This window comes from Lagierella sp. ICN-221743 (genome assembly GCF_037890055.1).
GTDB lineage: Bacteria > Bacillota > Clostridia > Tissierellales > Peptoniphilaceae > Mediannikoviicoccus.
Genome location: NZ_JBBKBD010000005.1, coordinates 61,804 through 75,909, shown reverse-complemented (window position 1 = coordinate 75,909; position 14,106 = coordinate 61,804). Strand labels below are relative to the sequence as shown.

The window sequence follows — 14,106 nt, the reverse complement described above, 5'->3', positions numbered from 1 at the left end:
GATAGTCTATAATAATCTTACTTCATAAAAAAACGGAAGTTTTCACTTCCGTCTATCTTACAATACTTCTCCATCTCCAGCCCAATGTCTCTGATGCAGATGCAGTTACAATAAAGGCCAGTGGATCAATATCCCTTATATATCTTTTTAGTACAATGTAATCTCTATTTGATACAACAGTTTGAATAACGTCTTTCTCCACTCCAGTGTAAGCGCCAATGGCCTTGTACACATTAGCGGAACGAGTTAAGTTGTCCGTAAGAAATTCACATACCTCTTTCGTCTTCGATGTATTTATAAAACATAATTTAGATGTGTTAAGTCCGTTTATGGTGTTGTCGATAACAGTTCCATTTAGCACAACTCCTACTAGCGAATAAAGTGCAATCTCTGTACCAAATTGGTACCATGCCAGTAGCGTTATAGAAAAGTCAACTATTAAACATCCCTTACCGAGGTCCAGTCCAAAGTATTTGTTTAAAATCTTTGCAAATATATCGGAGCCTCCTGTGGAGCCATAGCAATTTAAAACCATGGCAACCCCTCGTCCATACATAAGCACACATGCCACCAGTTGGATAAATAGATTATCAACAATCGGTTCTTTAATTGGAAATACTATATCAAGTATCCATACCATAACCGATAGACCTAAGGATGCCACTATGGTACGCTTACCAAAGGAAGGACCAAGGAAGATAAAGCCAATTATAAATAAAACAACATTTATAATTACAAGCCATGCCCCTGTGGATATAGGAAATACCGAATTAAGTACTATTGCAAGCCCCGCTCCACCACCTAGGGTAAGTTTAGTTGGAGCCAAAAACAGATGAATACCAAGGGCAATTAAAATAACTCCTATTGCCATATTTATGTATTCTTTTCTTGTAGATTTTTTTTCTAAATTTGCTAAATCTTTCTTTTTAACCTTCATACGCCCTCCCCTTCCAGATATATTTTAACATATTTCTACTTGTGGGGCATAAAAAAAGACCATGGTCACCCATGGAATTTATTTTTTATATGCATCAAAATTTATATCTTCAGTTTCTTCCGCCATCCTTACGGCGTCTGCAATATCCGCTGCAATTTTATGTCTTGGAATAACATGTACCCTAAGTGCCTCTGCCCCCATAACCGCTGCGATGGATGTTAGCGCTGCTGAACCGTCGTCCCTATTTATAAAGCCTTCGTCAGTGCTTGAGTCCACATTAAATCCACCCTCTTCAAGTATATTTACAATAAATCTCTTTCTTGATACACCGATAAACGCAAACATATTCCAGTCGTGAATGAATTTAAAGTTTTTAATTAGCTCAAGATTTTCTCTCTTTGTAAGTCCAAAGCCAATTCCTGGATCAAGCATGATTCTCTCTTTAGAAATATTATTTTTCTTTGCAACTTCTAAAGTCTTTTCAAAGTACATCTTGCATGAGTCAACTATTGAATCACTCATTGCACTTTCTTCTTCCTCTTTTGTAAACACACCGTCTCCACCAAACTTCATAAAGGCCTTTGATGACTTGTGCTCTGGCCTAAGAATAACTGGATTAAACATTGCAACAACTCCAACGTCAGAGTCTCCAACAACACGACCCATGTTAGGGTCTCCAAGCATTCCAGTAATATCATTTATAATATCAACACCTGCATCAATGGCAGCTTTTGCAACTTCACTCTTCCATGTGTCAATGGAAATTAATACATCAGTACGTTCCTTAAGTCCTTTTATTACAGGAACGACCCTGTCAATTTCGTCTTGCACTTCGACCTTGGTAGCACCGGGCCTTGTGGACTCACCACCAATATCAAGCATGGTAGCACCTTGCTTTACAAGTTCAAGGCCATGTTCAATAGCTTTTTCAGTGTCAAACCACTTGCCGCCATCGGAAAAAGAATCCGGAGTCACATTTACAATTCCACATAAAATAGTCTTGCCACCGGATTTAATAACTTTATCTCTATATTTAAATATTCTTTCCATCTTTATACCTCCCTTGGGAACTCTATGATAAAGATACATCAAATTTAGTAAAATGTAAAATGCAATTAAATTAAGCCCCCAAATATCGGGAGCTTAATTTAAAATCAATTTTAATTAACTCATAAAAATTGAAATTGTAATGGCTTCAAGTACTAAAAATAAAATTATGACACGTAAAGCCAATTCCTTAGCACCATGTGATGCAAGTTCATCGTAGATTAAGTAAGAACCAAAGGCACCTATGGATGTCAATTGAACCCATGTTGTATTTCTAAACAGATAGAGTATTGCTAAAAAAGCAATTACAACGATTAGTTTAACTGTGAAGCCTTTTTTTGAAGTCTTTACACTCTCCATAACATCCTCCTTGAATTTTTATGTAAATTATAATTTTATATAAAATATATACCCTGATTAATAAATCGATAACATTTATTTTTACTAGATTTAACTCCTGTTAAAAATTTTATTTTACGGGTATTATAATAATGACAATACCATACCCCGTTTGTATGGTATAATTGAATACAGAATAGAGTAGGTAAGACGCGTTAAGTGTAAAGGGATAGGGAGTTGCCCTTTAACGAAAATTTTAAATTGCGGTGTCTTATCGCTTCCGCTAATATTATTATCATACTTGCGGAAGACCGGTACCTATTGGTACTGGTTAATTTTATTTGTAGAAACTAGAAAGAGAGATTTAGAATGGATAAAAAGAAAATTGAACAAGCAGTATCGATGATAATTGAAGCTGTGGGAGAAGACCCAAATAGAGAAGGACTTCTTGAAACCCCTCAAAGGGTGGCAAGAATGTATGAAGAAATATTTTCAGGTTTAGGCAAAGACGCTAAGGAGCATCTATCTAAAACCTTTGAACATGTGGACGACAATATTGTAGTGGTTAAGGACATTGAGTTCTTCTCAATGTGTGAACATCACTTTTTACCAGTACATGGCAAGGCTCATATTGCCTATGTACCAAATGGAAGAGTTGCAGGCCTTTCAAAACTTGCAAGAACAGTTGAAACCTATGCAAAGAGACCACAACTTCAAGAGAGATTAAATCTTCAAGTGGCTGAGGCGATGATGGACTACCTAGGAGCAAAGGGAGTTCTAGTTGTTGTTGAGGCTGAACATATGTGTATGACAATGCGTGGTGTTAAAAAGCCTGGCTCATACACAGTAACTTCAGTAGCCCTTGGGGAAATGGAAACTAATTTAGACCTTAGAAACGAAGCTTACAGATTGATTGAGATGTAATATGGAAAATACAAATATCATAATGTTTAATGAGGAGTATGTAAAACTTTTAAACGACTTGGAGGAGTTTGAAAGAGAAAGACCCTTTTGTAAACATGACCTTGTTCATTTTTTAGACGTGGCGAGGATCTGTTACATTATGGTTTTGGAAGAGGGACTGGATATATCAAAGGACTTAATTTATACAACCGCCCTTCTTCATGACATTGGAAGGGTTATGCAGTACCGCGATGGAACGGACCACGACAAGGCCTCCACCGAGATTGCAGAAAAACTACTTCCACTTACTTCCTTTAACGAAGAAGAAAGAGAAATGATTTTGGACTGCATCAAAAAGCATAGAGAAAAACAAGAGAGCACCCCCTTTAATGAAATTTTTTACAAGGCGGACAAACTTTCACGAATCTGCTTTAGATGCCCCGCTTATGATATTTGCTATTGGTCTGAAGAGAAGAAAAATCACAGGATTACCTACTAAAGGAGAGTTATGGATACACTCAGAATAAAAGATTTAACAATTTTTGGTAAGCATGGTGTTTTTGAAGAAGAAAAAAATCTTGGACAAAAATTTGTGCTAGATTTAAACATATACTATAACATGACAAGAGCTGCTAGAGAAAATGACCTAGAAGCTTCAATCCACTATGGAGTCTTGGCAGAGGAACTAACAGAAGAGTTTAGAAGAGAGTCCTATGACCTTATTGAAGAGGCATGTTTAAAACTTGTGGAGTTTATCTTCCATAAATATAAAATGGTTGAAAGAGTTGACCTGGAATTAAAAAAACCTTGGGCACCGGTGCATCTTCCCCTTGATACAGTTTCAGTTGAAATATCGAGAACAAAGAGAAGGTACTATCTGTCCCTTGGCTCAAACATTGGCGACAAAGAAAATTATATGAATAGAGCCATAGAAGAACTGTCAAAACATTTTGAAATAATAAGACAGTCCAGCGACTATGTAACAAAGGCATGGGGAAAGACAGACCAAGATGACTTTTTAAACAAGGTTGTAGTAGTAGAGTCCTTCGAAGAACCAATAGATTTTTTAGATATAACACAAAAGATAGAACTGGAACTAGGTAGAGAGCGTCACGAAAAGTGGGGACCAAGAACTATAGATATAGATATACTTTTCATTGACGACGAAATAATCTATAACGATAGGCTAAAAGTGCCACATCCATATATAGAAGAAAGAAAATTTGTATTGGAACCACTCAATGAAATCGAGCCATTCTTGGTGCATCCTGTTTTGAAAAAGAAAGTGTTCCAGTTGTTAAATGAAATAGAATAATTTAAGGCGATGGATTTCTTCATCGCCTTTTAAAGTTGAATTTCATATATTATTCTAAACTTCTTATTCTATCTACAAGACTGTTTTGACTGTGCTTTTCATAGAATCTACTTGTAAATAATATCCCAATAATTATATTTACAAAGTTTACAAGTATAAGTGGCATGATTACAAATTTATAGGAAGTCCACTTAGTTTGTTCCATAAAACCTATCAAGATGTATTTATCTACAAGAAGCATAATGATGAAGGAAAATACTAAGCCACATAAAGAATAGATCAAATTCTTTTTCACCAAATATTTTTTAATATTTTTCGTTGTCATTCCAATTGCTTCAAGAATTGATAAGTTCACCATATTTCTCAAAATTTCAGTAGCAATAACATTAATAAAGTTAAGCACAGATATTAAGAATAATACTATAGATAAACTATAACCCACAAATTCTATAAGATTTTTGAAATCTTTAAAAGACTTTATCTGAAGATCCCTTGAATCGTAGGAAAATCCTGGTTCATTTTCAAAAGATTTTAATAACTTATCAAAATTTTCCTTTTTGCTATCTTCTACATCAAATCCATAGGACATTATACTCTTATCGCCTGTGAGCTCTTTATACTCATTCGGCTTCATATAAATGTATTCCAAGCCTAAAGTAGGACTAGATTCGTCGTTTATATCTTCCTTAATTACAGGGAAATATCTAAGACCATTTGAAAAATTATATTCAATCTTGCCCATAACTTGGACTTCTTTGACCCTGTTTTTTACATTGATTTTTATTTTATCGCCTGCTTTAAATGAAGATTTCTTATCACTATCTTCACCTACAATGGCATACGATCCGTTATTCCATTTATCTTTATTAAATTCTCCTTCTATAAATTTTTGTTTGTTTATTAGAAACTCATCTATACCAAATAGAATTGGAGCAATTTTTTTATCTTCTATTTTAATATCTGGATAATAGTACTCATAACCATAATAGTATAATGCTCCCCCAGCTTTAAATCCCTTTTGATTTTCTATTTGATCAATGAAATTATCCTTTATACCGTCCTCACTTCCTGAGTACATATACCTAAAATATTTTGGGCTTGCTATATTATAGTCTGTTACAATTACATCAGAAATTCCCTTTTCTAGATCAATATTACCAGTATAAGTTAAAACGCTATTTAAAATAACAGCAGAAAGGCTAATGGAAAGAACTATCGATATAAATCTAAATTTATTGGAAAATACTTGTCTTCTAGCAAGCTTGCCTAGAGAAATGTCCTCGCTTTTATACTTCTTTTTTATCGTGGTTTCATTGTATCTGCTGGCATCTATTGGAGAAACTTTTGCCGCATACCTTGCAGGTCTCATCACCGATAGAAATACTGTAAGCAAAGTAAAGGCTGTGGAAAATAAAATAATTAAGATTATTATTGCAGGCGATAATTTTACATTCGTTAGCATCTCATTACTTGCAAATATTTTATTTAAAATGATTTTTCCAATAGAAATTCCGACTATATCTCCAACTATTATTGAAGGAAGTGCGACTGCTAAAGACTCTAGATGAATAAGCCTTTTGATTTGTGGCTTTGTCATTCCAATTGTTTTTAAAAGTCCTAGAAGTTTAATATCTTCATTTACGGATATCTTAAAAATATTATTTATTATTAAGTATCCCGCTACAATTACTAAAATCAAAAAGGCTAAGAAGGGTAGAAATGTTTTAAAATCAAAACTAGAATCACCAGATAAAAGATATGCAAAGTTAACACCAATTCTTATTTCTTTGTCGGATAGATTTCCAGGGTCATCTACCACTTTATAACCATTTCTCTCTGCAATTTTTAAAAGTTTATCCCTTATCATAAAGGAATTCTTTAGCATTACTTCCAAATCTTTATTATTTTCTGGAAGGGATAATTTATCTACATAAGCTTTTGATAAATAAATTTGTCCTACACCAACGTTGGAGTCAATAGGATTTTGAAAAGTCCCCGATATAATAAATTTCTCACTTATTTTTTTGATAATTTCTCCTGTGTAAGGTTTTTCTATAGTGAAAGGAACTTCTATCTCTTCTCCAATTTCTCCTTTATAACCTAACTTTTTTGCAGTTGCTAAATCTATAAATACGTCGTTTTCTTTTTCAGGAAATTTCCCTTTAACTTTTTCTATTAGCGACCATTCAAATCCATTGTTATCTATATAGGATAGTTCTGCGCTTATTTTTTCATCATCAAGAATACCAACTTTCTCTCTTATTGAAAATTCCTTTATGTCTTTATCCTTTGATAAAATACTTATGTCTTTGTCAGAAAGTTCTTTAAAAGAGCCATGGCTGATTGTTCCAATAGTTTTCATCGTTTGGGTTTCCATGCTCTTTCCTAAACCTAAGGCTACAGAAAATAGACTTGTAAATAGTATAGAAGTCAAAGCAATTGCTAATAAGAGAATATTTCTCCTACTTTTATTCGCATTTAAAATACTTTTTGCAAGACGCCTTATATAAGCTTTATTTTTGACTTTCATTTTTTCCCACCAGCTTTCCATCTTCTATCCTCAAAGTTTTTTCTGCAGCTTGAGCGACGGCATCATCGTGAGTAATCATAAGAATAGTATTTCCAAGCTCTTTATTAATCTTTTTTAGTAAGTAAACAACTTGTGAAGATGATTTTGAATCCAAATTACCTGTGGGTTCATCAGCTAGAATTAAAGAGGGTTTAGTAACCAAGGCTCTTGCTATAGCAACTCTTTGTTGTTGTCCACCAGATAATTCGTTTGGCATTTTATATTTTTGATCACTTATCTCAAGAATATCTATTACAGAATCAACATATTTTTTATCTACCTTGTCCCCATCTAGACCAAAGGGAATAATTATATTCTCATATACATTTAGCATGGGCAAAAGATTATATGCTTGAAAAACAAAACCGATGTTTCTTCTCCTAAAAATTGTTCTCTCATCATCTTTCAATGCATAAATGTCGGTATCATCAATTAAAACTTTCCCGCTTGTAGGATAATCAAGTCCACCTAACAAATGTAATAAAGTTGATTTACCAGATCCGCTTGCTCCTATTATAGAAATAAATTCTCCTTTTTCCACATCGAAAGATACTCCATCAAGAGCTCTTACTTCCACATCATTTGTTTTATAATATCTTTTTAAATTTTCTACTTTTAACATATCTATCACCTCTTTACATTTAATATAACATTCATATCTTACAAAGTACTTACAAGACTTCTTACAGTTTTGTAAGAAAAAAGACTTCTCACAAAGGGAAGTCTACTGAAAATTTTATTCTGTTATTATCCAAAGACGCTCTTATATTTCCGCCATGCTTTTCTATAATTTCTCTGGCTATAAAAAGGCCTAAACCCAAACCGTCCTTTGAAACAGAATTTGCACCTCTATAAAATCTTTCAAATATCTTTGGCAAAGTTTCTTCTGACAAGTCTTTGCACTCATTTTCTATGTCTAAATTATAGTTTAGGTAAGATTTATAAACTGAAATATTAATAGTAGAACCATTTGGCGAGTATTTTATAGCATTGTCTACAAGATTGTGGACAGCTTCTTTAAGCCATCTTTCGTCCAAATTGAAAATTAAGTCTTCGTCTTTTAAATTAATGCTTACATCTTTTTCATCTAATGTAACTTTAAATTCTCTCAAAACATCTTCTACTAGCTCTTTTAAATTTGCTTGCTGTTTTTGTAAGGAAATAATATCGGATTCTAGCCTAGAAGATTTTACTAGGTTTTGAATTAAAAATTCTAGTTTATTAAGCTCATACTTTATAATTTCAATATACTCATCTTTAGGATTATCTTCTAAAAGACTGATGTATAAAGAAAGATTGGTAATAGGCGTCTTGGTTTGGTGTGATATATCCGCTATTAAGTCCTTTGTTTTATTTTTTTCTATATTTATTTTTGCTTCTTTTACTTGGCTGGCATATAAGAATTTAATGAGTTTTGATTTTATTTTAGATAATTCCTTTTCATCAAATTCTGTAATTTCTAAATTTCCATCCAAAGCCTTATCAATATAAGCTGAAAGTTCACTCATTTCACTTCTCAAGACAATATATTTATATAAAATAATTCCAATTATAAGAGCTAAAAGACCTATTAAAAATTCCATTTATATCCAACTCCAAAGACTGTTTCTATTGGGTCATAGGGTTTTAATTTGTTTCTTATTCTAGAAATGTTGACACTAAGAGTGTTGTTATCTATAAATTCATCATCTATTCCCCAAACAAAATCAAATAGTGTTTCTTTTGTTAAAACCTGCCCTTTGTTTTTTATCAATACATATAAAATTTTAATTTCTGTTCTCGTCAACTCAAAATTAACACCATCAACTGAAAACTTGTTCTCACTAAAATTGAAATCAATACCAGCTTTTTTATAAATAGTTAAATCATCAGAGTTGATTTTTTCAAATGCCCTCTTTATCTTTGCTTCTAAAATTCCTAAAGAAAAAGGCTTGGTTAAATAGTCATCTGCCCCTAGATTTATGGCTGAAATTATATAGGCTTCTAAATCTATAGCAGAAATAACTATTATAGGTATTGTTGAAATTTCCCTCGTATATTTTATTATTTCAAGTCCATCTCCATCGGGAAGATTCATATCAAGTAAAATTAGATCTGAATCATTAATATGTTTTTTTGACTCGCTTATAGAAAATGTAGAAATTACTCCATAGTTTTTTTCTAATGCTATAGATAATCCCTTATTAAGATGTTTATCATCCTCTATGATTAATATATTTTTCACTTACTTAGTCTCCTTTTCTATAGCTACTAATAGTATACCATTATCTTTTATACTAAAAATAGCCCTTTGCACGGGCTATTTCACTTATTCTAAATTGTCCTTATCAAATCAATAGTCGGTCTGTCTAATATCCTCTTCAAGGATAAATGATAGATGATTAAGTTAATACCATAGACGACTAATGAAAATCCTAGAAAGCTTTTGTAGTCATAATATTTTATTAAAGTACTCATTCTTAAATCAGAAGCGATTAATGATATTACAAACATAACTCCTAAGCTCACCATAATAGAAATTATAAAGGATTTTACCTGTTCTCCAATAAATTCCTTTTGATATATGTTCTTTAACTCATCTACATCCATTCCACAAGAGTAAAGACTCCCGATTTCTTTTTTTCTGCTCATTAGACTTAAATTAATGGATAAGTAACCATTGGTGATATTTAGTACAAAGATGATTGATGCAATTCCTATTACAATTTTTATTAAATTTTTCACGTCCTTATATTTATTTTTTTCGATTTCTTCACCTGTTGTGATATTAAAGCGATCTTCTGGTGAGATTTTACTTCTAATCATGGCCTCTACATATTCTTTTACATCTTTGGTATCAGAATCTTTTACCTTCATGTTTAAAGTATAGGCATAGTTTGTATATTTCTCATCACCTGCTTCTTCCATAAGTTTAAAATAAGTGTCAAAATCTGTATAAATTTTTACATCAAAAGGCATTGTTCTCGACTTATATTTTTCCAAATCTGTTATAGTATTTGAAATTTCAATTGTCTTATTATAATCATTTGCATAGACAATATCTAAACTCTGCGGATTTTCAAAATATGGAATTCTCTTTGCCTTAGCTATTGGAATAGAAGAATCTTCTTGAATTGTATTGTATAGGACAAATTCACCCTTCTTTCCTCCAAGTTCTTTTAAGTCTTTTTCTTCCAAGGCGATGATAAATCCATCCATACCCTCTTTCTTATATTTTTCTATATTCTTTTTCGCTTCCTCGTCTAAACCTGCCGCCTTTGCTTCCTTTGAGAATTCGTTAGTGTTTTTCACTCGAACATATTTATCTTTTGAAATATAAGACTTCTCGTTAGGAATTTTATCTACAATTTCTTTTAATATTTTTGGGACTTGATTCTTTTCACTAAAATAGTCCACAGAAAAATTATAGCCAGCATCGTAATGCGAAAAATCTCTGTAGTATGTTGAGATGCCTATGATGATTATAAAAACCGAAATTATAATTATCCCTATTGCAGAAATATATCGTTGTGATTTTATTGATGCCAAGTTGTTGAGTTTTAATTCCTTCCAAAAATCTTTGGCTCTTTTCTTCTTTGATTTTGAAAAATCTATATTTCCTCTTATGCCGTCTATAATATTTATTTTAGAAATCTTTTTCGCAGGGGATTTAATAGCTATTGCCACAATTGTAAAAGAGACCAAAAGTATTGCTAAACTTAATAATGGATTAAATTTTATAACTTCAAAGGCACTTACTCCTTCGCCTATTGTTATGTTTTTATACAAACAATATATAAAGAAAAATCCTGCAATATGTCCTAAGAGTATTGGAATTGCAGTTGTAATAAGTCCTTCCTTTAGAAGTAACAGAAAAACTTGTCCATTGGTAGATCCTATAGACTTGTAAATGGAAAGCTCTCTAATCTTCCTAAGCCCCCAAACCCAAAAGATGTTTTTTATAAAAAACACAAAGAGCACTATACATCCAAGAACTGATAGAACAAGAACAGCCTGGCTCATTATATTTTGTAAGGGTTCGTTTTCCACTCCATAATAGTTTATAAGACCTTCAGAAAATTCTAAATGAACATCTTTACCAAGTATCTTATTTATTTCATTTTGTATCTTATCTCTATTTTTGTAAGCTTCTTCGAAAGAATTAAACTTTATAAATGTTCTAAATGTAGGCATTTTATCTTGTAGACCTAGAGCAAAACTTAGTTTACTGTACTTGTTGTAGACATCTCCATAAACACCGACTAAAGTAAAGTTTTTGGAGCCTTTAATCTCAAATTTTTCCCTGTCAGTATTTGCACTTGTGGGACCTATCTCTTCGCCATCTAAAAACCTTTTGCCTAAATCAAGTTCTACCTTGTCGCCTATTTTAAGTTTATTTTTCTCTACGAGGCTTTCAGATAGTACAATTTCGTCTTCCTTTGTAGCAAATCTACCATCAATAAGTCTTGAATACTCCCTCATCTTATTGATTGCTTCGTCTTGGTAGTTGATAACGACTAAATCGTTAGCAAGCTTTCCATTGTCAGGTTTAAGAGACATTTTTCCGACCAAATCTATATCTTCAACGGACTTTAACTTTTCAACATCTTCATTTGAAAGTTCTTCTTTAATCTCCCCATGATAAAAGCTTGAAGCCATGTAATAACCATAGTTAGCCCTCATACTTCTATATCCGTAATAAAAAATTACAGTGAAAAACAGACTTACAATAAATAAGGAAATAAAGATAGGAAAATTCTTCTTATTCATTTCTTTCATCTCCTACAATTTTTCCATCGACTATTGTAATAATACGTTTTGTTTGTAAAGCTATTTCTTCGTCATGAGTTATAAGTATGATGGTTTGCTTTAAGGTTCTGTTAAAGTATTTGAAAATTTCAATTATCTCCTTAGAGTTTTTTCTATCCAAATTTCCCGTTGGCTCATCTGCAAGAATAATTGAAGGTCTATAAATCAAACTCCTTGCAATGGCAACTCTCTGTTGTTGTCCTCCCGATAGTTCACTTGGAAAAGAGTCTAATTTGTCCTCAATACCTAGTTTTTTTACAATGTCATCAAATAATTCTGTCTCAATTTTCTTTTTATCCAATTTAAGCGGAAGTTCTATATTATGCCTAACGGTTAAATTTGGAATTAAGTTATAGAACTGATAGATTAATCCAACCTTTCGCCTTCTGAAATACGCTAATTCCTTTGAAGAATAATTTGAAATGTCATTACCATCTATATAAACTTTTCCATCATTTGGGTTATCAACTCCTCCAATGATATGTAAAAGTGTTGACTTTCCAGATCCGCTTGGTCCAACTATTGCAACCAGGTCACCTCTTTCAATTTCAAGATTAATTCCATCAAGGGCAATAACTTTATTATTCCCTTCGCCATATTCTTTTCTTAAATTTTCTACTTTTAAAATTTCCATACTTTCCTCCCTAATTTAAGGTAAGTATATAAAAGTAAAGTGATTTTTAGGTGACATTGTAAAATTTAATTTCAAATCTTGCTCCAGCATCAATATTTGAAACAGAAATTTCTCCGTTGTTTTTTTCGACAATTGTCTTCGCCATAGCAAGACCAATTCCAAAACCATTTGAGTCTGGAGTTTTATAAAAGCGTTTAAATATTTTTTTCATATTTTCTTTTTCTATTCCTCCTCCATTATCTTCAATTGTAATCGAAGTGTAGAGAGGGTTTTTATATGAATTTATAATAATCTTGTCACAAGTTGGTCTATTTGATGCATTTTTCAAAATATTTATTATAGCTTCACAGATCCAGTAAAAATCTCCTTCAATATATTTTTCTTTTAAACTGTCATCCACTACTACATCAATACTGCTTTCTATATTTAGAGTATCAAGTGCATACATCAAAACTTCATTCAAGTTCACAGACTCTTTTTTCATCATATTTTTATTTGCATCTAAATTCGAAAGTTTTAGTAGTATATCGGAAAGAGAGTTTAATCTTAAAATTTGTCTTTTTAAAACTGTAACCTCTTCACTTTGATAACCCTCAGATTCCATGTTCTCAATAGAAAAAAGCATACTGGTAATCGGTGTCTTTATTTGATGCGCAATGTCTTCCAAATACTCTATCTGACTTTTAGAATTATTTTCAGTCCTTTCCCTCTCTTCAACCAATTCTATAAAGAGTTTATATATCCTATCTTCCAAAATCGAAAAATCATCTTGCTTCATAGGAATTTTATAATTTTGATTTTTCATATTTTCTATCAGATCTATAAGTTCATTTATTCTATTTTTCTTTCTTTTTTCTAAAAAATAATAAAGAAGTCCCAGACTTATTATCCAAAATACATATAGCATCTCAATCCATCCTATAACCAATTCCTCTAACAGTAGCGATAACTTCTCTATCAAGCTTTTCTCTGATTCTCTTAATAGTTGATGTGAGAGTATTATCATTTACGAACTTATCCCTATCTTCCCAAAACATTTCTAACAGCTGGCCTCTTGTATAAACTCGGTGAGGATTTTTGATAAATAATAATAACATTTCGTATTCAAGTGGAGTTAATTCTATAAGTTTAGATTTAAAATAAACTTTTGACTGATTTAAATCTATTTTTATATCCTTGTAAGTAATTATTTTGTATTGACTTAGGGGTATTGTCCTTAAAACCGCATCAATTCTTGCCCGCAATATGGCAAGTGAAAATGGTTTAATTAAATAATCATCTGCCCCATTATCGAGAGAATCTATAATAAAGTTCTCATCGCTTTTAACTGTAGTAATTATGATTCGAATATCTTTGTTTTTAAGTTCATCTATTAAATGATGTCCGTCTCTGTCTGGCAAATTAATATCCAACAAACAAGCATCATACTTAATATTAATTTTATTAAGGGCATCAAAATATGAATTCGCAAGATCAACTTCATATTGATTTTTTAAAAGAAATCTTTTTATCTGCATTGCAATTTCTTTATTGTCCTCTATGATTAAAATTTTTTTCAATTTGTTCTCCTAGTT

14 protein-coding genes and 1 riboswitch are annotated in these 14,106 nt (G+C 31.9%); of the genes, 3 read left to right on the top strand and 11 right to left on the bottom strand.

Going from position 1 to position 14,106, the window contains the following annotated elements:
• Window positions 1-52: 52 nt before the first annotated feature.
• From WKS98_RS03820 to WKS98_RS03810, 3 genes are all read right to left on the bottom strand, one after another.
• The gene (locus WKS98_RS03820; RefSeq protein WP_498917058.1) at window positions 53-937 is read right to left on the bottom strand and encodes a YitT family protein; all 885 of its coding nucleotides are present in this window, start codon (window positions 935-937) and stop codon (window positions 53-55) included.
• 78 nt (window positions 938-1,015) lie between these two features.
• Window positions 1,016-1,987, bottom strand: coding sequence for a dihydropteroate synthase (folP, locus tag WKS98_RS03815; protein ID WP_498917056.1), 972 nt, complete (start codon window positions 1,985-1,987; stop codon window positions 1,016-1,018).
• A 114-nt stretch (window positions 1,988-2,101) separates the two neighbouring features.
• Window positions 2,102-2,344, bottom strand: a complete 243-nt coding sequence (locus WKS98_RS03810; protein ID WP_498917054.1) for a hypothetical protein — start codon at window positions 2,342-2,344, stop codon at window positions 2,102-2,104.
• Between the two features lie 174 nt (window positions 2,345-2,518).
• A riboswitch (THF riboswitch) is annotated at window positions 2,519-2,611 on the top strand.
• 81 nt (window positions 2,612-2,692) lie between these two features.
• On the opposite strand from WKS98_RS03810, the gene folE reads away from it, so the two are divergent.
• Genes folE through folK form a run of 3 tightly spaced genes read left to right on the top strand, consistent with a single transcriptional unit; the run spans window position 2,693 to window position 4,541 of the window.
• Window positions 2,693-3,247 carry a GTP cyclohydrolase I FolE gene (gene folE, locus WKS98_RS03805; protein ID WP_498917053.1) on the top strand — a complete coding sequence of 185 codons (555 nt, stop codon included), beginning with the start codon at window positions 2,693-2,695 and terminating at the stop codon, window positions 3,245-3,247.
• 1 nt (window position 3,248) lies between these two features.
• On the top strand, window positions 3,249-3,725 hold the full coding sequence (locus WKS98_RS03800) for an HD domain-containing protein (protein WP_498917051.1): 477 nt from the start codon (window positions 3,249-3,251) through the stop codon (window positions 3,723-3,725).
• A 9-nt stretch (window positions 3,726-3,734) separates the two neighbouring features.
• A complete protein-coding gene (gene folK, locus WKS98_RS03795) occupies window positions 3,735-4,541 on the top strand; it encodes a 2-amino-4-hydroxy-6-hydroxymethyldihydropteridine diphosphokinase (protein ID WP_498917050.1) in 807 nt (268 codons plus the stop codon).
• A gap of 49 nt (window positions 4,542-4,590) precedes the next feature.
• On the opposite strand, the gene WKS98_RS03790 is transcribed toward folK, so the two are convergent.
• From WKS98_RS03790 to WKS98_RS03755, 8 genes are all read right to left on the bottom strand, one after another.
• Window positions 4,591-7,092, bottom strand: coding sequence for an ABC transporter permease (locus tag WKS98_RS03790; RefSeq protein WP_498917048.1), 2,502 nt, complete (start codon window positions 7,090-7,092; stop codon window positions 4,591-4,593).
• The gene (locus WKS98_RS03785; protein WP_036747208.1) at window positions 7,055-7,732 is read right to left on the bottom strand and encodes an ABC transporter ATP-binding protein; all 678 of its coding nucleotides are present in this window, start codon (window positions 7,730-7,732) and stop codon (window positions 7,055-7,057) included. The genes WKS98_RS03790 and WKS98_RS03785 overlap by 38 nt, the downstream gene beginning before the upstream one ends.
• Window positions 7,733-7,820: 88 nt before the next feature.
• Window positions 7,821-8,693, bottom strand: a complete 873-nt coding sequence (locus WKS98_RS03780) for a sensor histidine kinase (RefSeq protein ID WP_498917046.1) — start codon at window positions 8,691-8,693, stop codon at window positions 7,821-7,823.
• On the bottom strand, window positions 8,681-9,334 hold the full coding sequence (locus tag WKS98_RS03775) for a response regulator transcription factor (RefSeq protein WP_498917044.1): 654 nt from the start codon (window positions 9,332-9,334) through the stop codon (window positions 8,681-8,683). The genes WKS98_RS03780 and WKS98_RS03775 overlap by 13 nt, the downstream gene beginning before the upstream one ends.
• A gap of 89 nt (window positions 9,335-9,423) precedes the next feature.
• Window positions 9,424-11,859 carry an ABC transporter permease gene (locus WKS98_RS03770; protein ID WP_498917042.1) on the bottom strand — a complete coding sequence of 812 codons (2,436 nt, stop codon included), beginning with the start codon at window positions 11,857-11,859 and terminating at the stop codon, window positions 9,424-9,426.
• Window positions 11,852-12,532, bottom strand: coding sequence for an ABC transporter ATP-binding protein (locus WKS98_RS03765; RefSeq protein WP_498917040.1), 681 nt, complete (start codon window positions 12,530-12,532; stop codon window positions 11,852-11,854). The genes WKS98_RS03770 and WKS98_RS03765 overlap by 8 nt, the downstream gene beginning before the upstream one ends.
• A 46-nt stretch (window positions 12,533-12,578) precedes the next feature.
• A complete protein-coding gene (locus WKS98_RS03760; RefSeq protein ID WP_498917038.1) occupies window positions 12,579-13,439 on the bottom strand; it encodes a sensor histidine kinase in 861 nt (286 codons plus the stop codon).
• Window position 13,440: 1 nt separating this feature from the next.
• Window positions 13,441-14,091 carry a response regulator transcription factor gene (locus tag WKS98_RS03755; RefSeq protein WP_498917037.1) on the bottom strand — a complete coding sequence of 217 codons (651 nt, stop codon included), beginning with the start codon at window positions 14,089-14,091 and terminating at the stop codon, window positions 13,441-13,443.
• Between the last annotated feature and the right edge of the window lie 15 nt (window positions 14,092-14,106).